The following is a 21,911-nucleotide window of genomic DNA, read 5'->3' on the forward strand; positions in this document are numbered from 1 at the left end:
GGAGGTACAGGCCGATGCTGGACAAAACCACGAAACAGGCGACGCTCGCCAACGCGACCGGCTACATGCCGGGCTTCGGCAATGACTTCGAGACCGAGGCGCTGCCGGGCGCCTTGCCGCAGGGCCAGAACAGCCCGCAAAAATGCAATTACGGCCTCTATGCCGAGCAATTGTCGGGCTCGCCCTTCACCGCGCCGCGCGGCACCAACGAGCGCTCCTGGCTCTATCGCATCCGGCCGAGCGTTCGCCATACACGGCGCTTTTCCAATGCCGCCTATCCGCACTGGAAGACCGCGCCCTGCCTGGACGACCATTCGCTGCCGCTTGGCCAGTTGCGCTGGAACCCGCTGCCGGAACCGAAGGAGAAGCTGAATTTCCTGCACGGCATCCGCACCATGACGACGGCGGGCGACGTGCTGACCCAGACCGGCATGGCAGCGCACGCCTATCTCTTCAACGACGACATGGTGGACGACTATTTCTTCAATGCCGATGGGGAGTTGCTGATCGTGCCGCAGGTCGGCGCAATCCGCGTCTTCACTGAAATGGGCGTCATCGATGTCGCGCCGCTGGAAATCTGCCTCGTGCCGCGCGGCATGATGTTCAAGGTGTCGCGGCTGGGCGACGACGCCTTCTGCCGCGGCTATGTCTGCGAGAACTACGGCGCCAAGTTCACGCTGCCGGATCGCGGGCCGATCGGCGCCAATTGCCTTGCCAACCCACGCGACTTCAAGACGCCGGTGGCCGCCTTCGAAGACAAGGAAACGCCCTGTCGCGTACACGTCAAATGGTGCGGCAAGTTCTACGTCACCGAAATCGGGCATTCGCCGCTGGATGTGGTGGCCTGGCACGGCAATTATGCGCCGTTCAAATACGACCTCAGCACCTATTCGCCGGTCGGCGCCATTCTCTTCGACCATCCCGATCCGTCGATCTTCACGGTGTTGACGGCGCCTTCGGGCGAGGAAGGCACGGCCAATGTCGATTTCGTCATCTTCCCGCCGCGCTGGCTGGTGGCGGAGCACAGTTTCCGCCCGCCCTGGTATCACCGCAACATCATGAGCGAGTTCATGGGCCTGATCCACGGCCAGTACGACGCCAAGGAAGAAGGCTTCGTGCCCGGCGGCATGAGCCTGCACAACATGATGCTGCCGCACGGGCCCGACGCCATGGGTTTTGAAAAGGCTTCAAATGTGGAGTTGAAGCCGGTCAAGCTCGACCATACCATGGCCTTCATGTTCGAGACCCGGTTTCCCCAGCAATTGACCCGCTTCGCCGCCGAACTGGAGACGCTGCAGGACAATTACATCGAATGCTGGGACGGGCTGGAGCGCAAGTTCGACGGCACCCCAGGCATCAAATGAAGGCGAAAGGGCAGGCATGAAGCTGGCGACACTGAAGGACTCCACTCGCGACGGCCGCCTGGTCGTCGTTTCGAAGGATCTCACCCGCTGTTCGGAGGTGGGTCACATCGCCCGCACATTGCAGGTCGCGCTCGACGACTGGAGGCATGTCGGGCCACGCCTTGCCGGTGTTGCCGAAGGCCTCGAAACCGGGGCGCAGCCCGCCATGCGCTTCCATGAGCATGAGGCGACCTCGCCTTTGCCACGTGCCTTCCAGTGGGCGGATGGCTCGGCCTATGTGAACCATGTCGAGCTGGTGCGAAAGGCGCGCGGCGTGGAAATGCCGGCCAGCTTCTGGACCGATCCCCTCATCTATCAGGGCGGTTCGGACAGCTTTCTTGCCCCCCGCGATCCGATCCTGATGGCCGACGAGGCCTGGGGCATCGATTTCGAGGGCGAGGTGGCGGTAATCGTCGACGACGTGCCGATGGGCGCCTCGGCGGCAGAGGCGCGGGAAGCCATCCGCCTCGTCATGCTGGCCAACGACGTGTCGCTGCGCGGCCTCATCCCGGACGAGCTTGCCAAGGGGTTCGGCTTCTTCCAGTCCAAGCCCTCCACGGCGTTTTCGCCCGTTGCCGTCACGCCCGACGAGCTGGGCGATGCCTGGGACGGCGGCCGGCTTCACCTGCCGCTGCTAGTTTCACTCAACGGGCAACCCTTCGGCCGCGCCAATGCCGGCATCGACATGACCTTCGATTTCGGCCAGCTCGTTGCCCACGCGGCGAAAACCCGGCCTCTGGTCGCGGGGTCCATAATCGGCTCGGGCACGGTGTCGAACAAGCTGGACGGCGGCCCCGGCAAGCCGGTGGCCGAAGGCGGCGCCGGCTATTCCTGCATTGCCGAAATGCGCATGGTGGAAACCATCGCAAAGGGAGTGGCCGCAACGCCGTTCCTGAAATTCGGCAACAGCGTGCGCATCGAGATGCAGGATCAGGCCGGCCACTCGATCTTCGGCGCCATCGAGCAGACCGTGGCCAGATACGACCGCGCATGAGGTTAATGTCGTACCGGCCGGCCTATGGGAGATTGGCAGTGCAGTTCACCGATATTGACGGCGTGACGCTGCACTTTGCGCATCGGCCCGTGGCGGGCCGCCGTCATCTGGTCTTCATCAATGCGCTGGGCACGGATTTCCGCATCTGGAATGCCGTGACCGAGGTGCTGGGCGACGATGTTTCGACGCTCGTCTATGACAAGCGCGGGCACGGCCTCTCCGATCTCGGCACCACGCCCTATTCGATCGAGGATCATGTCGACGACCTTGCCGGGCTGATCGACCGCCTCGGCATCGAGGATGTGGCGCTGTGCGGCCTGTCGGTCGGCGGCCTCGTTGCCCAAGGGCTGTATGCGCGCCGCCCGGAACTGGTGAGCGGGCTGGTGCTGTGCGACACCGCGCACAAGATCGGCACGCAAGAAAGCTGGAATGCCCGCATCGCCACGGTGAAGAAGGACGGCATCGAGGCCATCGCCGACGCAGTGATGAAGGCCTGGTTCACACCGGGCTTTCACGCGCAACGCACCAATGAACTGGCCGGCTGCCGCAACATGCTGGTGCGGCAGAACGTGGATGGCTACATCGCGACCTGTGTCGCCCTGCGTGAGGCCGATTATACGGGTGTGGCGGCTTCCATTGCCGCGCCCACGCTATGCGTCGCCGGCGATCAGGACGGTTCGACGCCTCCCGATCTGGTCCGCAGCCTGGCCGATCTCATCGCAGGCTCGCGCTTCGAGGTCATTGCCGATGCCGGGCATATCCCCTGTATCGAACGGCCCGAGGCGCTGGCAGCGCTGCTGCACGCCTTCCTTGCCGATCTGCCGGCCGGAAACTGAACATCACCGGCCCCTGGATTGCGTGCAGAGCCAAATGCCTCTCACGCCTCCTTGCATGAAAGTGGCGGAGGAGAGTGGGAGTCGAACCCACCTGAGACCGGCTCGCAGCCCCACCCGGATTTGAAGTCCGGACATGCCACCAGGCATGCTTCCCCTCCCCGATACTGATATTATTTGACTTTCAACGGTGCCGCAGATCCCCTCCCCTTCAATTGCTACCCTTTTCCTTCGATCTTTCCAACCGGCTGCCAATCATATCATCAATTTGCGCGGGGGCATCGGTCGGCACTCCCATCAAGGCTGTTTTTCTTATTCGTCAAGGGGTTAGAAAAATGGAATGCCGAAAGTCTTCAATTTTTCAGATGTGAAGAACTAGATACTGTCCCACCTTGGGTGCAAGATTCGATCGGTGAGGTCACCGACTGACCTGCAGGATTCTTGCGAGGAAATTGTTGCGGCGGCAATATGGTGTGGTTCGCCTGAGACCGTTAGCTTCGCGCCGTCGAATTAGCCGCTTACCCGATGTCGAAGCGGTCTCACAAGCTGACCGTCTATCTTCCTTTTTTACGCGGTCAGCGGCAGCACCCCACATCGATAGGTCAAGTTTGGAAAAGTCTGATTTGTCCTTAAGCGCTGGCAACGAAACGCAAGTTCATTCCGAATATCGTCCGCGCATTCGGCGCAAGCATCACGCTGCCACTGCGATTCTCCAGTGCCGCACCTTGCGAAAGGAACGGCGCCATGCCGCACCATGGCTCAACGCAGAGGAACGGGGCTCCCGGCTTCTGCCAAAGTGCGAATGCCGGCAGGTTCGACGTCGACATTTCAACACGCGACATCCCACCCACAAATGTGATTTCCGTACCCGCGCCCTCGGGAAACACCATGGCCCCTGCCTCGAAATGAGCCGGGGTCACGGCGAGCATCCCCTCCTCGAAGGGAGATGCAAGCAGCTTCTCATCGATTAGGCCGGCAACGTCGTGACGCAGCATCTGTGGCGAACCACCATTGGCAAGCCTGACATGATGCGCCTCACCCCCGGCACCTGGCAGCGGCCATCTGAAGCCCGGATGAAAGCCGAACTGGAACGGCATATCGCTTGTTCCGCTGTTTTCGACGCTCACCCGGCAGGACAGACGGTCAGCATCGATACGATAGGTAACGCCCAGCCTAAACCGGAAGGGAAAGGATGCCAGCGTCGTTTCATCCGGCAGAAGCTCAAGCCGGATCAGCGAGGTGCCGGCATCGACCACGCGAAACGTGCTGTTTCGGGCGAACCCATGCGCAGGCATGGGATAAGAGATGCCCCCGATCGTCACCTCGCCATGCGGATTCTGGCCGACCACCGGAAAGAGCAAAGGCGATCTGCCCGCCCACCATGCGGGGTCGCCGTTCCAGAGCCATTCCTGGCTATCAGCACGCGTTCTGACCGATTGCAATTCGGCTCCCTTTTCCGCGACTTCCACCCGCAGGAACCCGTTTTCGAGAACGTGCATCGCGGTCAGCCCTTCGCCAGTTTCTCGCAGGACGCGTCGTAGGCGGCGATGACGGCACGCGCCTTGAGGCGCACGGCCGCAGCATCGTCGCCGGGGCGGTAAAAGGTGCTTCCTATTCCGAAAGCACGCACGCCTGCCTTCATATAGTCCTCTAGGTTGGCCGCGCTGACTCCCCCCACAGCGGCGACCAGCGTGTCCTTCGGCAGAACGACCCGGATGCCCGCAATGCCCGAAGGGCCGAGGATGTCGGCCGGAAAGAACTTCAGGCCGGAAGCGCCCGCGTCGAGCGCATCCAGCGCCTCGGTCGGTGTCAGCACGCCCGGCATGGCAACCATTCCAAGTTCCACGGCGCGCGCGATCACCCGGGGGCGCATGTTCGGGCTGACGAACAGGCGGCCGCCAGCGGCATGAACCTCCTCCACGTCACGGACGGTGAGCATGGTGCCACCGCCGACGAGTATCTCGTCGCCGAAGGCCCGCGCAAGGTTGCGTATCGAGGCAAGCGGATCAGGCGAGTTCAGCGGCACCTCGATCGCCTCGAGGCCTTCCACGATCAGCGCCGCCGCGATCGCCTCCACCTCGTCAGGCCGCACACCACGAAGGATAGCCACCAGATCACGCTGCATGCGCGGCCATTCCACTGCCGTCATTCTTCGGTTCCTTTCAGGAAAGCAGACAGCCGGGATTCATGATCCCCGCCGGATCGATTGCGGCCTTGATGCGCCGCATGAGCAGGAGTTCCGCCGGATCGGCCCGCTTCGCCAGCTCTTCGGTAAGCTTGCGGCCAATGCCATGCTCGGCGCTGAAGCTACCGCCCAGCGCATCTGCGCAATCATTGACAATGCGCCGCACAGCAAGTGTCGTCGCCGCCGGATCGCGCATGGCCTGCCAGTCGGCAGTGTCGAAATGCGTGCCGAAATGGATGTTGCCATCCCCCATATGGCTGACCACCATCGTCGTAGCCCGCGCAAACACGTTGCGGACGGCATTCGAAGCATTTTCCAGAAAAGCCGGCACGCTGGCCACCGGGACAGAAATATCCGCCGAAAGCACCACGCCGCTGCTGCGGTTCGCCTCGGCCGTGCCGTGGCGCAACGCCCAGTATGCGGCCCGCTGGCTATCGCTCGTGGCCGGGATGGCGTCCAGAAGCTCGCCCCCGGAAAGGGCCTCGCCCACCGTGTCGAACAGCAAGGCCTCGAGCGAGCCGGCCTCCGTCATGTCGGCCAGTTCGACCAGGAGATGCCAGGGCGCCTCGACCGGCACGCGCAGCTTCGGCTGGCAGGCGACGACTGCGGCAAGCTGGGCGGCATTGAGCAGCTCGAATGTGGTAAGCCGCTCTCCACAGGTCGCCCGAAGCCGGTTCAGAACCGCCAGCGCCGAGGCCGGGCTGTCGAGCGCCAGCCATGCGGTTGCGTGAACCCTGGAAAGCGGATGCAGTTTCAGCACCGCGCCCGTGACGATGCCGAGCGTTCCTTCCGCCCCTATGAAGAGCTGGCGCAGGTCGTAGCCGGTATTGTCCTTGCGCAGGCCCTTCATGCCGTTCCAGACCGTACCGTCGGGCAGGACCACTTCGAGGCCGAGCACATTCTCGCGCGTGGAGCCATAGCGCAGCACATTGGTGCCGCCGGCATTGGTGCTGACGATGCCCCCGATCTGGCACGATCCCTCGGCACCGAGGCTGACCGGAAAGAGGCGCTGGTGAGCTTCGGCGGCCGCGTGCACATCGGCCAGAATGCAGCCCGCATCCACACTGATCGTGAAATTGGCCACGTCAATATCGCGGATGCGCCGCATTCTTGCCAGGGAAACGATGACGGGCAGACGATCTCCCGCCGTTGAGGCCGGAGAGGCCGCGCCGGTCAGGCCGGTGTTGCCACCTTGCGGTATTACGCCATGCCCCGCCGCCGCGCAGGCCGACACGATGGCCGAGACCTCGGCAGTGTCGCGTGGCAGGGCAATGCAGAGCGCCTGGCCCTGCTGCCGTCCCCACCAGTCCTGCACGTACCCGGCCATGTCGGTGCCGGTGAGCACGCCGTCGCGCGGCAGGATCGAGCCAAGCAGGGTCAACAGGTCCATCAATATCCACCCGTCAAGAAGATCGCTTCGCCGGTCATGAAGCTGCATGCATCGGAAGCAAGGAAGATTGCAGCGCCCACCATCTCTGCCGGCTGCCCGGCCCGACCCATCCAGTTGAGGCTGCGGGTATATTGCGCCCATCCTTCGGGGTCGTTATCGCGGCGATGCGCGTTCCGGTCCGTATCGATCAGGCCCGGCGCCAGCGTGTTGAGAAGGACATTGCTTCGCGCATAGTCACGCGCCTGGCTCTGGATCAGGTTGTGCTGCGCGGCCTTGGTGGCGGCATAGGCGGTCACGACGCCCTTCGGCCTGAGCTGGTTGACCGATCCGATAGAAACCACCCGCCCCCAGCCGCGGGCTGCCATCAGCGGCAGTACGGTTTGCAGCATGTCCACCGTGGAGCCGAGATTCACGGCGAGCTGGAAGGAGAGATCGGCAGCCGTCAGATCGGCAAGGCCGGCGTTAATCTGCGCACTCGCATTGATCACCAGTATGTCCACCGGGGCCAGTGCTTCCGCCTGCAGGATGAGCTTGCGCCCTGCCTCGGGCGCAGCCAGATCACACACCAGCTCGTCTGCGACGCCGCCCGCGACCTCGATGCGCGCGTGTACGGCCTTTGTGCCCGCATCGGTCGTGCCGTGCAGTATCACCCGCGCCCCGGCGCCGGCCAGGCCCTCTGCGATTGCCGCACCGATGCCCCGGCTCGAACCCGTGACCAGCGCGGTGCGACCATGGAGGCCGAACACAGTTTCAAGGTTCATGTCTCATCCCTGAAAAAGCTCTGTCGGCGCGCCGGCGACGCCCGGCCGGCATGCGAATAGCCCGCCTGAAAGCGGGGCATCCGCAAGCGTCGACGCCGGCAGGCGCGTGCGCGCGCTGGTGATGAACAGCGTCCCCAGATCGTCGCCACCGAAGGAAACGCTGGTCGGACGGGGAACCGGCAGTTCGATGACCTGGTCCAAATTGCCGTCGGGAAGATAGCGGCGCACGCACCAGCCATCCCAGATCGCGCACCAGACCCCGCCCTCGGCATCGACGGAAAGGCCATCGGGCCGTCCGTCGGCCACAGCGACACGGGCAAACTCACGCCGCGCGCCCAGTGCGCCCCTATCGGGGTCGAAGTCATAGGCGTGGATCAGTCCCGGAACCGTGTCTACGAAGTAGAGGGTGCGCCCGTCGGGACTCCAGCCGAGGCCGTTGGAGACGATGATGCCGCCTTCCTTGCGCTCGAAAGCGCCCTGCGCATCAATACGATAGAGGGCGCCCGTGGGCTTCGATGCGTCGATGCGCATGGAGCCGATCCATATAGCGCCGTCGGGCCCGCGCTTGGCATCGTTGAGCCGGTTGTCGGGAATGCCGGACTCGGGACTGGAGAAAGGAGCCAGCGCGCCACTGGAAAAATCGAGCCACTCGACCCCGTCCTGCGAGGCGACGAGCAGGCGCCCGCCCTCGACCGGGATGATCGCGCTGACGAGCTTGCCGGTCTCGCAGCTTTCGTTCCGGCCGGTGCGGGGATCGAAACGGTAGACGGCCGGATGGAGGATATCGACCCAGTAGAGCAGGCGCTCCTGCGGGTGCCAGACCGGGCTCTCCCCGAGCTGCGCGCCCCATGGCAGGACGCAGGTGAGTTCGGCCATCTGTATGCCTGTCCTGGTGCGGGGCCGCGGCCGCGAGGTGATCGCCACGGCGCCCGCCGCGCCGGTGATGCGCCGCGCCGCGCCGATAAGCTCGCGGCCAGCAGGATGAATGTTGGAAGCGTCGAGCCGCGACGAGGGTCCAAGCACGACGAGCGCCCCGATGGGCGTGTTGTCGCGCCCCATCACGGGTGCCGCGACCGAATTCACGCCGGTCAGATGCTCCTCGTAGGACACCGAATAACCACGCGCACGCGTCAGGGTCAGATCCGCCTGAAGCGTTTCCGGTGTGGTCAGCGTCTGGCGCGTGAAGCCGTCGAGCGTCAGCCGCTCCATGAGCGCCCGGCCCATAGCCGGGTCCTGAAAGGCCAGCAATGCCTTGCCGCCGGCGGTGCAATGTATCGGGACGCGGCGACCTACCTCCACACGCACGGCAAGGCCGTCATCCGACCGTTCGGCCAGATATTGCACCATGGTGCCGTCGAGCCTGCACAGTGCGGCCGTCTCGCCAAGCTCGGCCGCCAGCCTCTGAAGTTCGGGCAGGGCGGCCGATACGAGGTCGAAACTGTCCCAGACCCTGTGCGACATCTCGAGAAAGCGCTGGCCCAGAACATAGGTGCCGGAAGCCTCGTCCTGTCGCACCAGCCCGTAGGCGATCAGGGTCCTCAAAATCCGCGCGAAGGTCGGCTTGGGCAGGCCCGAGGCCTTCACAAGTTCCGCGAAGCGCAATGGCTCGGGCGCATCGGCCACCATGTCCAGAAGGGTCAGCCCCTTGGAGAGTGCGGCCGTTCCCCCCGGGGTCTCGGGTTTCATCCCCGGCTCTCCCCTTGGAGACGCCGGCGTCTTGCGGCGGCGGCCTCGTCCAGCATTCGCTTCATCGTCCATTCCGGTCTGAACCCCAGGGTGCTTCTGATACGCTCGTTGGAGGTATGGTAATAGACGCCCGGGCCGGGAAGATCGACCGTCACGACGGGCATGCCCGTCAGTTCGGCCATCTGCGGTACGACCTCGGCGAAATCGACCGGAGCGTCCGAGCCGACGTTGAAGATGCCGCCAGCCGCCGCCGGATGGTCGAGCGCCAGAAGCACGCCCGCCACCATGTCGCGCGTGTCGGTAATATGCATGCGAAAGGGCCTGCCGTCCTGATTGCGCGCCAGCACATGGGCCGGCTCACCAATGTCGGCGGCGCGCAGGATGTCGGCCACGACCGTGTTTCCGAAGCTTTCCTGCTGCTTTATGCGCGGGCGCAGAAAGAAGCGCGGACCAGAGAAGAAACTGTCCTCGTCGAGGAGTTCCGCCGCATCCTGCGTATGGGCAAACCGCAGGATCACCGTTTCCATCCGGCCCGCGCGCTGGTGAAACCGCACCAGTTCCTCGCCAAGCAGCTTGGTCAGCCCGTAGGGCGTCGTGGGAAGCAGTGGATGCTCCTCGGTGACCGGCAGGAACTGCGGGTTGTTCTCGGGATAAACCTCGCCCGAGGAGGCAAACACGAAGCGGCGCACGCCGGCTTCCGAAGCCGCGTCGAGCAGCAATCGGGTGCCGTCGACATTGGCGGCGAACATGCGTTCGCGATCACCAGGCGCCCATGACATGAAGGCGCCGAGATGCAGCACGTCGGTGATGCCCGCCATCGCTCCCGCGGCGGCTCCGGCATCGTCCAGAGAACCGATGATCTCGTCCTCCAGCCCTGAACCGCGCAAATCGAAACCGCGTATCGCCCGACCTTGTGCTTTCAGCGCAGCCGCAACCGCACGGCCAACCCGCCCGGCAGATCCAGTAACAAGAATCACAGTCTTTGCTCCGTCTCAGCATTGAACAGATACAGGCGCTCCGGGTCGAAGCCGAGGACCAGGTCCTCGTCCTTCGAGAGAGAACCCGAATGCGAAACCCTCGCGATCAGGCCCTTGGACCTGCCTTCGTCTCCTTCGTTCAGCCGCGCACCCTCGGCATCGAAATAGACGTATTTTTCCGAGCCGAGGCTTTCCACCAAAGTGGGCCGCACGGGGAAGGTGACGGGAGCCTCGCCGAGCAGCAGATGCTCGGGCCTCAGGCCCACCACGACCCGCCCTTCATGCGCCGTCGCTCCGAGCATGGTCACCTCGCGGCCGAACAGCGTAAGCCGGCCGCCCTTCAGCTCCGCGTTGAGAAAGTTCATCCCCGGCGAGCCGATGAAGCTCGCGACAAACAGGTTGGCGGGAGAGTTGAACAGCTCGTCCGGCGTCGCGATCTGCTGGATGATGCCATCCTGCATGATGACGACCCGGTCGGCCATGGTCATGGCCTCGACCTGATCGTGGGTCACATAAACGGTGGTGACGCCGATCCGCTTGTGCAGCGCGCCGATCTCCGCGCGCATGTGGACACGCAGCTTGGCATCCAGATTGGAAAGCGGCTCGTCCATGAGGAATGCCTGCGGCTGGCGCACGATGGCCCGGCCAAGCGCCACGCGCTGGCGCTGCCCGCCGGAAAGGTCTTTGGGCTTACGGTCGAGATAGGGAGTGACTTCGAGGATGCGGGCCGCGTCCTCGACGCGGCGGTCGATCTCCGCCCTGGCCGTTCCGCGCATCTTCAGGCCGAAGCCGATGTTCTGGCGTACCGTGAGGTGCGGATAAAGCGCATAGTTCTGGAAGACCATGGCAATGTCGCGGTCGCCCGGTGCGAGGTCGGTCACCTCGCGCCCGCCGATGATTATCCGCCCCTCCGTCGCAGGTTCCAGGCCTGCGAGAATCTTGAGCATCGTCGACTTGCCGCAGCCCGATGGACCGACGAGAACGACGAACTCGCCGTTCTCGATCTCGAGCGAGAAGGGTTCCAGGACTTTCAGCGAACCGTAGGATTTGCTGACGTTGCGAATGGAAATATTGGCCATGCTTTATTTCTCCGCGCCAGCGGTCAGGCCGCCGACCAGGTAACGCTCGAGGAACAGGTAGATCGCGATGATCGGCAAGGCGACGAACACCGATGCCGCGGCTATCTCGTTCCAGTAGGTGACGTATTCGCCCTGCATCGTCGTGATGCCCAGATTGGCGGTCCAGTTGTCGGGCGAGTTGACCAGGAAGGTCCGCGCATAAGCGTAATCCGCCCAGCTCAGCACGAAGGCATACAGCGCCGTCGCCGCCAGGCCGGGCGTGGCGATCGGCAGCACCACGCGCAGCATCGCGCCGACCGGCGAGCATCCGTCCACCATGGCAGCCTGCTCCAATTCGCGGGGGATGGTGTCGAAATAGCCCTTCAGCATCCATGTCGCGAAGGGGATGATCATGGTCGAGTGCGCCAGGACCAGGGTCCACAAGCTGCCAACCAGCCCCATTCTGGAGAAGATTGAAAACAGCGGGATGACGAGCAGCGTCGCCGGCAGCATCTTGGCAGTCAGCACGAACAGGCCCATGGTCGCGCCACCCTTCATGGAGTAGCGGGACAAGGCATAGCCGGCGCTGACCGAGACCAGCATGGAAAGCGCCACCGAACCCAGTGCCGCAAGCGTGGAATTCGCCAGCCATTTCAGAATCGGCCTGGCTTCCCAGACGCGAACGAAAACATCCCATTGCGGGTTGTCGGGCCAGAAGGTCGGCGGCAGGCGGTAAAGCTCATCGGTCGTGGTAACGGCAGTGACCACCAGCCAGTAGACCGGAAAGAGGATCATGGCGACGGTCAGGGTCACCACCCCGTAAAGGGCAAGGCTTTGTGCGAGGGTGCGTTTCATGGCGCAGCTCTCCTCAATAGATCGACCGGGAGCGCCTGCCGAGCATGAGCAGGCTGGCAAGCACGCAGATGACCAGCGTGAGCACGCCGACCGCCGCGGCGCGGCCGAAATTGTGGTACTGGAAGGCTTGGTCGTAGGTCATGATCGACAGTGTCTGGGTCGAGCGCAGCGGGCCGCCGCCGGTCAGCACCTTGATGATCGAGAAATCCCGAAACACCCACAGCAGCGTCAGGACGACGGTGACGCCGAGCACCGGCATGAGAAGCGGCATGGTGATCCACCGAAAGCGCTGCCAGACACCCGCTCCATCCACCTTCGCAGCCGCATAGTAGTCGGCCGGGATGGATTGCAGCCCGGCAAGGCACATGATCGACACGAAGGGAAAACCCTTCCAGATCATGGTGATCGCCACAGCCCAGAACGCGGCCCCTGCGTTCGAGACCCACGGTATCATCTGCCCGGCTAACCCAAGCTGCACGGCCAGCCATCCGAAAAGTCCAAAGGAGCTGTCGAACATCCAAGCGAAGATCACCACCGCGATGATCTCCGGCACGGCCCATGGCAGTGCCATGCCCAGCCGGGCGACCGTGCGGCCGCGAAACCTGTTGTTGACGAGCAGCGCCGTGCCGAGACCGACGAGGACGCTGCCGGCGGTCACCACCACAACCAGCTTCAACGTCACCCAGCAGGCGAGCCAGAACTCCCGGGAGTTGAACAGCCACCTGTAGTTCGCCAGCGAGAATGGTTTGCCGGCAGCGCCCAGACGCGGAATCTTGACCTGCTGGAACGACAGGTCGAGCGCCACGAACAACGGCCAGACGATGATGGCGGCCACCATCAGAACCGCGGGAGCGATAAGGATGTAGCCCAGAAGATGCTGGCGGCTGGGACGCGCAAGATCAAGGAACTTGCGATGCCCCACAACGGGAGTATCGGTCACAACTGGTCCTCCGGCCGGAAATGCTGGAACATGCCCGCCGCGATGCGGGCCATGTTCCGGATGGCTGTCAGCTTTTGAAGTCTTCGGCCTTCGCCTGCATGGTCTTGACCACTTCCGCCGGATCCAGATCCTCGATCAGCATCCTCTGGGTCTCTTCCATGATCATCTTGCTGAACTCGTTGTAGTTCAACTCCAGGCCGGTCGGTATGCGGTCGATCCCGGCCTCGGATGCTTCCTTCATCGTCTCGATCAGCATGGGGAAATGCGGGATCGTCTCCTCGACACCGGCCACATCCGCCTTGGGGCTGGGCGGGGTGTTGCCCCCCATGGTCGCGTAGAGACGCTGATATTCCGGGCTCATGGTGAGCTTGATGAACTCACGGACGAGCGCTTTCTCCTCGTCGGAAATATCGGCGGGTACCGCCAGCACGTTCGACGAACCCCCGACCGGCGGGTGCAACGCAGGAGCGACGTAGACGATGTCGTCCTTGGCCAGTCCCTGCTCGGTGGTGCCGAAGAGCCATGGCCCGTCGAGGCGCAGGGCGATCTTGCCGTCGGCGAAGAGCTTGCGGATATCGCCCGCGGTCATGTCGGCAGGTCCGACACCGGCCTTGTTAATCTCCTTCCACCGCTTCAGGCCCTCGATCATCTCGGGCGTGTCGATGGTGATGTTGCCTTCGCCGTCGGTCCAGTAGGCCCCAGCATCGATGACGTAGTTCAGCATCTCGGTGAGATACTGCCCTGCACCGCCCTTCGTCTCATGGCCGGTGCCGAACTGGTCGACAATGCCGTCGCCGTTCAGGTCCTTGGTCGTCGCCTTCGCAGCCTCCAGAAATTCCTCATAACTGGTCGGGACGGCAAGGCCTGCCTCATCGAGAAGCTTCTTGTTGTAGGCCATGACGTACCCGAAATAGTTCATCATGATGCAGACGGTTTCCCCGTTCCACTGGCACTTCTGCTGACCGGCCCAACCGGTCAGATCGATCCCCTCCTGCTCGATCCATGCGTCCAGCGGCTCCAGCCAGCCATTGTCCGCGAACATCTGGAACTCGAAGGAAGCGAGATGCACGATGTGCGGCGGCTGGCCAGCCGCGAAAAGGGTTGTCATCGTATCGGCATACGAGCCACGCTCGGCCTTGGTGAACTCCACCTTGACGCCGGGGTGCTGCTTCTCGAACTCGGCAATGACCGCGTGCCACCAATCGCCGGTGCCGCCGTCGTCCGTCTGCCAGGAAATGAACTTCAGCACGGTATCGGCCATGGCCGGGGCCAGGCCGGCCGACGCCACGAGAGCATAGGCGGCCGCGCCCGTTGCGAGCCTGCGCAGGAATTTACTCATCTTTTCCTCCTCCAAAACCAGTGATTATATCCGTTCAAGCAGAGAGAGAGCCGCCTCCGACAACCTCACGCCCAGTCCCGGCCCCGTGGGCAGGTGATAGCGACCCTCGCGGCAATCCATGTCACCGCTAAGAAGCCGGCGGTTGGGCTCGAAGATCGAGTGCTGGAACTCGTGCCCCTTCAGCGTGGGCAGGGTCGACGCAGCCTGAAGGCTGGCGGCCAGGAATATTCCCGCACCTATCGTGGCGTGCGGGATCACATCGATCCCGTTTTGGGCTGCCAGCGCTCCGATGCGGATGAAGTTGGTGATGCCCTTGTGCCCCATCTCTGGCTGGACGATGGCGATACGGCAGCGCCCGATGCGGGCCAGCATGTCCCAGTGCGTGCGCCATTCCTCTCCGACCGCGATGGGAATGTCGGTGCCCTTCGAGACCGTCTCCAGACCGGCGATGTCCTCGGTCCAGACCGGCGCTTCCGCGAACCACGGATCGAAGGGCGCCATTTCGCCAATCAGTTGCAGAGCGCGTTCGGGCGTCTGGTTCCAGTGCATGTCGGCTGCGATCTTTGCCCTCGGCCCCAGTACCTCGCGCAGGTTTTCCATTTCGCGGGCCGGTCCGTCATCGGCCACCGGAGTGGCGAACTTGAAGGCGTCGAACCCGCGATCGTGCCACTGCCTCGCAAGCTCGCCGCGGGCCTTGAGGGTCTTTTCCGGCAGGCCGGACACATAGGCAGGAAAATCTTCCCGCCCACCGCCCAGCATTTCGCGCACGGACTTGCCTGCCTCCTGCCCCGCTATGTCCCAAAGAGCTATGTCGAGGGCGGCCAGCGCATCGACATAGAAGCCGCCCGTATAGCCGCGCACGCGCATCATGTCGTAGAGATCGTCATAGACGCAGGACGGGTCGGACGCTTCGCGGCCGATGACGAAACCGGCAAGCAGGTCGTTGATGATGGCCGCCACCGCGCCGGGAGCGACGATGCCGTAGGTCTCACCCCAGCCGACCACGCCGGCCTCGGTCACCATCCTTACCAGAACGCTCCGGTCGAAGGTCGGATAAACGGTGCGGTTGCCCTTGCGGACGATGTAGCCGTTGGGGTTCACCACCTCGCCTTCACGCAGGGCACCGAGATAGGGCACCTTGCGGGGCTGGGTGAGGGTGAAGACCTCGACCGACGCGACGGGACTGCTCATGCAGCCTCCGCGACCAGCAGGCCGAGCTCGGCCAGATTGTTGTCGATGTCGGCGATCGCGGGCGTATCCAGAGCAGGCGTGGGCGCGCGCACGCCGGTATGCTCGATCACGCCCCGCCGCTTCAGCACATGCTTGGTAAGGCGCATGCGATAGACCGCCTGCAGGACGAGCAACGGAAGCGTGCGCACATAGATCGCGCGCGCCTCCTCGCGGCGTCCGGCGCTCCAGGCGCGGTCCATGGCGACATGCTCCTCGATGATCTCAAGTGCGGGCATGGCCGCCGTGGCACCTCGCGCATACTCATCGAGAATGTAACGGGCGCCGCCGCCGCCGATGACGCCCTTCAGCGTCGAAGGCGCATTGGCGATGATGTGGCTGATGGCCGGGCCGGCCGGCAGCGTCTCTTCCTTCACATAGGCAACGCGCGGCAAAGCCTTCACGACCTCGATGATCGCTTCCGGCGACAGGTCGGAGCCGCGTGGAGCGGGCGCATTCTGGAGAATGATCTCCACCCCGGGCAAGGCGTCCAGCACATGGCCGAGAAACTCGATCAGCGCGGGCGCATCCACACCCACCGATTTGGGGGGCTGCACCATCAGATGGCGAATGCCAAGAGCGGCGGCGGCACGGCCATGCTCCACGACTTCGCGCCAGTCGGCCGCGCTGGCGCCCGCCACAACCGGCACCCTGCCGTCCGCCTCGGCCACCACGATCTTCAGGAGGGCGGCACGCTCCTCGCCCTTCAGCGTCTCCACCTCGCTGGCGAAGCCCGGGAACACCACGCCGTCAACGCCCTTCTCCACCGCAAATCGGACCAGGCGAGCCATGCCCGCTCCGTCAATGCCGCCACCTGCCGCGAAGGGCGTGGGCAAAACGGGCAGGATGCCCCTCAGACCAGAAGTCATTCCACTCTCCAAAAAGGTATCATATTGTGATACTTAAAAATCACTAATTGACACTACGAAGATTCAGCTCCTATGACAAGCCCCGGTTTTCCACATCACCCTGAGAGGGATCATGAGCATGGCATCGGACGCATCCTCGATTGTCGTTGACTGGGGCACCACATCGCTCAGGGCGGCGCTGGTCACCGATGCCGGCGATGTGCTGGACCGGATCGAGACGCAGCAGGGCATCTCGACCCTGAAGCAGGGCGAGCACGAGGATGTTCTGGTGCGGGCGCTTCGGCCATGGTTCGCTACCCATGGCGCGCTTCCGGTGGTGGCGCTCGGCATGATCACCAGCCGCAACGGCTGGATCGAGGTCGACTATGTACCCTGCCCCGCTGGCCCCGCGGAACTCGGGGCGGGAACGGTCAGCCGGGTTCTGCCGAACGGCTCGAAACTCGTCTTCCTGCCGGGGCTGACCGATCCGGCAGGAAGACCCTTTCCCGATGTAATGCGCGGCGAGGAAACCCAGGTCGTGGGATATGGGCTCGACCGCGACATGACGGTGGTTCTGCCCGGCACCCACAGCAAATGGGCGCGCGTCAGGAACGGCCGCATCGACCGGTTCCAGACCTTCGTCACCGGCGAGGTCTTCGCCCTCCTGATGAACCACTCCTTCATCGCCCGCGGCGCCACACAGCCGCCCGTGGAGGACGCGGCCGCATTCCGGCGCGGTCTGGGCGAGGCGGAAGGAACCAGCGCCATGCTCTCGCTGCTGTTCTCCGCGCGCACCGGCGTACTGGCGAAGCAGCTATCGGCGGATGAGGTCCGCTCCTATGTCTCCGGCCTCATCATCGGGCAAGAATTCCGGCAGGCGCGCGAGGAAGGCTGGTTCATGCCCGGCGACGACATCGCCATCGTCGGCAATGACGGGCTCAACGCGCTTTACGGCGTGGCCGCGTCCGTGTTTGAACTGAAGGCGCCGGAGGGACCGGGCAACGAAGCGATAAGGGGTGCGCTGGCCGTGCTGCAAGCTGCCGCCGCGTGATTGGGGGCACAGCTTTCGGCCAGCGTCGCGACGCCCGCTCGGCATATGCCGGGTCACCATCTATGATTTTCCCCCGCCTCTCGGCACGAACCGCCACGAGAACGACATCCACGCCGCCCTAACCCGGCTGGAGTGCAATGGCATTCCGCAAAGACCGATCGCCTTCTACGGCTCGTCTTCGTTCTGCCTCTGGCGCGCGATGGCCGAGGACCTCGGTTCACTAGATGTGGTCAACCTGGGTTTCGGCGGAAGCACCCTCCTCTCCGCCGTGTACCACATGGACCGGCTGCTGCTGCCGCTGAACCCAGTGAAGATCGTGCTCTATTTCGGCGAAAACGACATTGCCAATGACGGGCTGACCGCCGCAAGCACCTTCACCCACTTCCTTGCCCTGCGCGAAGAGATCGCCAAGTGGCTGCCGGAAGTTCACGTCTTTGCAATGTCGGTCAAGCACAGCCCGGCGCGGTGGCCCTTTGCCGACGAAGTCGATAGGTACAACGGCTGCGCGCCGGCTGGTGCAACGCGCGAACCGATACGACATGGATCGGGGCAGGAGCAGGCCTAATAGGAGAAAACGGGCGTCCCACGTCGCATTACTTCCTGCCGGACCTCATCCACATGGCCACGGTCGCTATGCTGTCTGGGCGGAAGCATTGCGAAAGTCCCCCAGACTGTTCTGACAGGCCGCAAAGGCCCAGTCGACATTCCGCTTTTTCGCACGCAAAAAAGAGGAGTGGACCCCTATATTCCCGCGCAAGAGCCAAGCTTGGTGAGCCACTCATGGGCATGACCGCGCCGGCACAACAGCTGTTTTCGTAGGTTGGACAAGGTAGGCCGGCGCGCCGTCTCGATCCTGCCGGATTGCGCGCCGGCCCGTGCCGTCCCCCTCGAAGAACAGCCTGAGCATCCTAGCCCGCATTTGGCATCTGGCAATCATCTAAAAAGAAATGCGGCGAGGGAAGTGTAGTGCAGGCAATGAATGATGCCGGCCAGGATCGAGCCAGCGGATGTATCGAAGGCAAGCTCGACCCGATCGTTGCCGATCAGGAGAAGGCCGACAAGACTAGATCGAAGGAGGGTACGGATTGGACGATCGAGAGCATCGACAAGCGGCTCGATAAGGGCGAAGAGCCGGTTGCCGAGTTCTCACGCTGACGGGAACGCGGTGTCGGCGCTGGCATGTCAATCAGTTTTGTGGCTGCCTCGATCGGTAGGCTTACTGTGGCTCTTGGCAAAAAGCATTGGGCGGCGATTGTGGGAGCGTGACGATACCTGCGGCTCTCAAAATCTCATGTTTCCCTGAGCTTCATCGTCACCACTTGATGTTGAACCCAATATTGCCTTCGAAGATTTCCTTCTTCCCACCATCGAGGTCGGTCGTGTAATCCGCAGTGGCGAAGACACTTAGCTTCTGATTGAGCCTGGCCACCAGACCGCCACCGAGTTCAAGCGAGGTTCCATCGATATCGGTTGCGATCGGATCGCCGGCGAACCCGATCGTTTGCTCGGCAGAGAAGTTGTGCCAGAGATTGGCCTTCAGATAGGGCTGAAGCACGCCCGTTCCGGTTTCGAAATTTCCCTGCAACCGCAGGCCAAGGCGGCCGGTGATGACGTCGTCCGTGTCGAACGACACCGATGAGAAGCGGTCCGCCTGCGTATCAAGCGACAGGTGGTTCCAGATGAGTTGCGCCTGGGGTTCCAGTGTCCAGTTTTGTGACAATGCGAAGGGATAGCCGCCTTCCAGGGAAGCGGTGACTGACGTCCCGTCGATGTCGATCCCGACATTGCCCCTCGACGTGGCATCGCCGCTGAACCAAGTGCCCATGACAATACCGTCGACATACCAGCCCTGCGGTCCGATATGGGTCCAGTAGCCGCCGAAACTCGTAGCGCCCATATCGATGTCGCCGACCGAAAGACCGTTCCAGCCAAGTGCTTGTCCCTTGACGTCGCCATCCGTGCCGGCATGTGCAATGAACAGGCCGAAAAGGTCCTGATGGCCGGTTTCCGTTTCCCGGCCGAACACATCCTGCCCGGCCTGGAACCCGATCAGGTTGCCGTCGAAGCTAGGGGTAACCGTGCCGCTCCATCCCATTTCGGCACTCTGACCGAAGACCCGGGCCCAACTCGTCGGCAGCCATCCGCCCCCTCGCAGAAGGCTCTGCTCGCCCCGGCGCTCATGGAAGGTGCCAAGCGTCGACAGCGCAAGGTGGTGCGCAACCGGCGGGACAACCGCATAGGTCGGGACCTCGATGCGGTAAAGCGGCACAACCTCGGCCTCGACAGGCGTCGCGCCGGGTGTCGGCGGCAAGACCGTCCTGCCCGGTACGGGCACGGGCGCGGCCTCCGTCGGGGGAGGCGGCGGTGGAGGCGGGGGATCGGCCGGTTCCGCCGGCGGGGGCGGGGGCGGTACTTCCGGTTCGGGATCGCTCACGTCCACGGGCGGGGTGGGGTCGACAGGTTCCGTCGTCGGATCGCCCTCCGACGGCAGCGGCGTGTCCGGCAGTTCGGATGGCGGTGGCGGCGGCGCGACTTCAGGCTCTTCCGGCACAGGTTCCGCGACGGGCGGCTCCACCGGATCGGGAGCCGGAGCCGGCTCCGGCGGGAGAACGACGGGAGGTGTGACCAGCGTGGAACGGAGATACCAATTGTCTTCGGTGTTGGCCGAGACACCCCCCTTGAAGAGGAAATATTCGTAGGCCCCGGCAGCGACGCGGCCATTAAGGGCAAAGGCGCCGGTATCGCTCGCGCCGCCGACCTCAACCACCATGATGCCGTCCTCAACCGTGCGGCCGCCAACACCTCCGGCATTGACGATGTTCAAGCCGGTGGAGCCGGACGCATCACCCGCCACCAGCAACTTGTCGGATTGCGAGGAATCGTCGCCAAGGGCCGTGTTCAGGAAAATCTGGCCGCCGTCACCGGTATAGTTGCCGCCAACCGTGAAGCTATCGGTTGCGCCGTCGCCGCCATTGGTCAGGTCGATGCGTCCGGAATTGACGACTTCGACAAATTGTCCCGCCGTGAAAGCGGCGATGCCCCCGTTCGCTTCTCCCCCGTAGATGGTGCTGGTGGAATCGATGGTGAAGGAACCGGTGTTCGTTGCCGAATCGCCGAGCGTCAGCGTTCCATCGAAGATGAGTTGCGTGTCGTTGGTCAGTTCGATCGTTTCCCAACTGTCGAAGCGCGCAACCTCCCCCGCCTTCACATTGTCGAAGGTCAGGGCATCGACGCCCAGCCCGCCCGTGATTTGCGGGGTCGCCCCGATATTGGCGTTGGTCAGATTGGTGAGTGAAGCCGTGTCGTCATCCTCGCCAAGATTGACGATGCCATAGATGATGCCGCCGCCATCCCAGATGAAGGTGTCCGTCCCGAAGCTCATCCGGATATCGCCACCGACCGAACCTCCCGTCACCGTCACACTGTCTGTTCCTCCGCTGACGCTGATATTACCGCCGATCGTTCCGCCGGAAAGGATGATGGTGTCATTGCCGAAACCGGCGACCAGATTCCTGTCTATGATGCCGCCGGACATGTCGAATGTATTGTCGTCGAGCTTCATGTTGACGCGCCCGATGCGGCCGCCGGTCATCACCGCATGGTCGCCGTCGTCGAAACGATCGACAATGCGACCGCCCGACATGAAGAAGGTGTCGAGATTGTCGCCTTGGCTGAGCGACTGGATCTGGCCGCCGCTCATCTGGAAATCGTCTATGCCGCTGCCTTGCTGGACATTCCCGCCGACATTGCCATCCGAGATGATGAAGCTGTCCGCGCCATCGCCCTGATTGACGGTTCCGGTGACCGCCCCGGAATGCATCTCGATCCGGTCGATGCCGGCGCCGAAGGAGACGTCCCCGTCGATGACGCCGGTGCCGCCCGCTGGCAATGTGAGCGTATTGTCGCCATCCGAATCGTTCAGCCCTCCGGCCGAGGTTCCGCTGTCGCAGACATAGGATGTGTCGCCTGCCGGAGAGCCGAAGGAACAGTCGGCCATCGCCAGGTTGCAGGAAAAAAGGAGGACCCCGGAAACAAGGGCTGTTTCAGACAAAAGAAGCTTTGGGCGGGAAAGAGTTTCGGTGTGACGTTGCACTGCCTACTCCAGAAACGCTGCTTGCCTAACAAGCCGATGCGCCCCTTTCTCCCCGCCGCGATTAAAGCCATGATCAGGCAATCAGGACAACAGACCGGCACAAATTTGCCGCAAAAGAACCAGAAGTGTGACACCATTGGCACAGGGGTTAGGGCCGAACTGGAGCGGGCACGTGTCGTCTTCTCAAGGAAACTCGGCAAGGGCTTTGGACGATTGGCAAGATGATCATTGCGGCAGCTTGGGGCGCCGGCTCGGTCTGGTATGCGATGAC

General features: G+C 63.4%; 19 protein-coding genes and 1 tRNA gene. 6 read left to right on the forward strand and 14 right to left on the reverse strand.

Going from position 1 to position 21,911, the window contains the following annotated elements; translation table 11 throughout:
- Positions 1–14 precede the first annotated feature (14 nt).
- Genes hmgA through pcaD form a run of 3 tightly spaced genes read left to right on the forward strand, consistent with a single transcriptional unit; the run spans position 15 to position 3,233 of the window.
- Complete coding sequence (hmgA, locus tag ABID37_RS13320) at positions 15–1,364, forward strand: homogentisate 1,2-dioxygenase (protein ID WP_354195497.1); 1,350 nt, start codon at positions 15–17, stop codon at positions 1,362–1,364.
- Positions 1,365–1,380: 16 nt separating this feature from the next.
- A complete protein-coding gene (locus ABID37_RS13325; protein ID WP_354195499.1) occupies positions 1,381–2,397 on the forward strand; it encodes a fumarylacetoacetate hydrolase family protein in 1,017 nt (338 codons plus the stop codon).
- 38 nt (positions 2,398–2,435) lie between these two features.
- The gene (gene pcaD, locus ABID37_RS13330; protein WP_435521562.1) at positions 2,436–3,233 is read left to right on the forward strand and encodes a 3-oxoadipate enol-lactonase; all 798 of its coding nucleotides are present in this window, start codon (positions 2,436–2,438) and stop codon (positions 3,231–3,233) included.
- 62 nt (positions 3,234–3,295) lie between these two features.
- On the opposite strand, the gene ABID37_RS13335 is transcribed toward pcaD, so the two are convergent.
- The 13 genes from ABID37_RS13335 to ABID37_RS13395 form a co-directional block, all read right to left on the reverse strand.
- A tRNA-Sec gene (locus ABID37_RS13335) sits at positions 3,296–3,391 on the reverse strand.
- Positions 3,392–3,859: 468 nt separating this feature from the next.
- Positions 3,860–4,729 carry an aldose 1-epimerase family protein gene (locus tag ABID37_RS13340; protein WP_354195501.1) on the reverse strand — a complete coding sequence of 290 codons (870 nt, stop codon included), beginning with the start codon at positions 4,727–4,729 and terminating at the stop codon, positions 3,860–3,862.
- Between the two features lie 5 nt (positions 4,730–4,734).
- Positions 4,735–5,379 (reverse strand): 2-dehydro-3-deoxy-6-phosphogalactonate aldolase, encoded by a 645-nt coding sequence (locus tag ABID37_RS13345; protein ID WP_354195503.1) that lies wholly within the window; start codon positions 5,377–5,379, stop codon positions 4,735–4,737.
- A gap of 13 nt (positions 5,380–5,392) precedes the next feature.
- Positions 5,393–6,805, reverse strand: coding sequence for an FAD-binding oxidoreductase (locus tag ABID37_RS13350; protein WP_354195505.1), 1,413 nt, complete (start codon positions 6,803–6,805; stop codon positions 5,393–5,395).
- Positions 6,805–7,566, reverse strand: coding sequence for an SDR family NAD(P)-dependent oxidoreductase (locus ABID37_RS13355; RefSeq protein WP_354195507.1), 762 nt, complete (start codon positions 7,564–7,566; stop codon positions 6,805–6,807). The genes ABID37_RS13350 and ABID37_RS13355 overlap by 1 nt, the downstream gene beginning before the upstream one ends.
- A 3-nt stretch (positions 7,567–7,569) precedes the next feature.
- A complete protein-coding gene (locus tag ABID37_RS13360) occupies positions 7,570–9,324 on the reverse strand; it encodes an SMP-30/gluconolactonase/LRE family protein (protein WP_435521563.1) in 1,755 nt (584 codons plus the stop codon).
- Positions 9,249–10,229, reverse strand: a complete 981-nt coding sequence (locus ABID37_RS13365) for an NAD-dependent epimerase/dehydratase family protein (RefSeq protein WP_354195511.1) — start codon at positions 10,227–10,229, stop codon at positions 9,249–9,251. The genes ABID37_RS13360 and ABID37_RS13365 overlap by 76 nt, the downstream gene beginning before the upstream one ends.
- Positions 10,226–11,308 carry an ABC transporter ATP-binding protein gene (locus ABID37_RS13370; RefSeq protein ID WP_354195513.1) on the reverse strand — a complete coding sequence of 361 codons (1,083 nt, stop codon included), beginning with the start codon at positions 11,306–11,308 and terminating at the stop codon, positions 10,226–10,228. Before ABID37_RS13370 ends, ABID37_RS13365 begins: the two co-directional genes overlap by 4 nt.
- Positions 11,309–11,311: 3 nt before the next feature.
- On the reverse strand, positions 11,312–12,142 hold the full coding sequence (locus tag ABID37_RS13375) for a carbohydrate ABC transporter permease (RefSeq protein WP_354195515.1): 831 nt from the start codon (positions 12,140–12,142) through the stop codon (positions 11,312–11,314).
- A gap of 13 nt (positions 12,143–12,155) precedes the next feature.
- On the reverse strand, positions 12,156–13,082 hold the full coding sequence (locus ABID37_RS13380) for a carbohydrate ABC transporter permease (protein ID WP_354195517.1): 927 nt from the start codon (positions 13,080–13,082) through the stop codon (positions 12,156–12,158).
- 67 nt (positions 13,083–13,149) lie between these two features.
- Positions 13,150–14,421, reverse strand: coding sequence for an ABC transporter substrate-binding protein (locus tag ABID37_RS13385; RefSeq protein ID WP_354195519.1), 1,272 nt, complete (start codon positions 14,419–14,421; stop codon positions 13,150–13,152).
- A 24-nt stretch (positions 14,422–14,445) separates the two neighbouring features.
- Positions 14,446–15,612, reverse strand: coding sequence for a mandelate racemase/muconate lactonizing enzyme family protein (locus ABID37_RS13390; protein WP_354195521.1), 1,167 nt, complete (start codon positions 15,610–15,612; stop codon positions 14,446–14,448).
- On the reverse strand, positions 15,609–16,517 hold the full coding sequence (locus ABID37_RS13395; protein WP_354195523.1) for a dihydrodipicolinate synthase family protein: 909 nt from the start codon (positions 16,515–16,517) through the stop codon (positions 15,609–15,611). The genes ABID37_RS13390 and ABID37_RS13395 overlap by 4 nt, the downstream gene beginning before the upstream one ends.
- 118 nt (positions 16,518–16,635) lie before the next feature.
- Here ABID37_RS13395 and ABID37_RS13400 point away from each other — a divergent pair, with 118 nt between their 5' ends.
- The 3 genes from ABID37_RS13400 to ABID37_RS13410 all read left to right on the forward strand — a co-directional run bounded on the left by ABID37_RS13400 (position 16,636) and on the right by ABID37_RS13410 (position 18,702).
- The gene (locus ABID37_RS13400) at positions 16,636–17,547 is read left to right on the forward strand and encodes a 2-dehydro-3-deoxygalactonokinase (protein ID WP_354195616.1); all 912 of its coding nucleotides are present in this window, start codon (positions 16,636–16,638) and stop codon (positions 17,545–17,547) included.
- Positions 17,548–17,746: 199 nt separating this feature from the next.
- The gene (locus ABID37_RS13405) at positions 17,747–18,112 is read left to right on the forward strand and encodes an SGNH/GDSL hydrolase family protein (protein ID WP_354195525.1); all 366 of its coding nucleotides are present in this window, start codon (positions 17,747–17,749) and stop codon (positions 18,110–18,112) included.
- A gap of 401 nt (positions 18,113–18,513) precedes the next feature.
- The gene (locus tag ABID37_RS13410; RefSeq protein ID WP_354195527.1) at positions 18,514–18,702 is read left to right on the forward strand and encodes a hypothetical protein; all 189 of its coding nucleotides are present in this window, start codon (positions 18,514–18,516) and stop codon (positions 18,700–18,702) included.
- Between the two features lie 157 nt (positions 18,703–18,859).
- On the opposite strand, the gene ABID37_RS13415 is transcribed toward ABID37_RS13410, so the two are convergent.
- Positions 18,860–21,544 carry an autotransporter family protein gene (locus ABID37_RS13415; protein WP_354195529.1) on the reverse strand — a complete coding sequence of 895 codons (2,685 nt, stop codon included), beginning with the start codon at positions 21,542–21,544 and terminating at the stop codon, positions 18,860–18,862.
- Between the last annotated feature and the right edge of the window lie 367 nt (positions 21,545–21,911).

The organism is Aquamicrobium terrae (genome assembly GCF_040545735.1).
Lineage (GTDB): Bacteria > Pseudomonadota > Alphaproteobacteria > Rhizobiales > Rhizobiaceae > Mesorhizobium > Mesorhizobium terrae_A.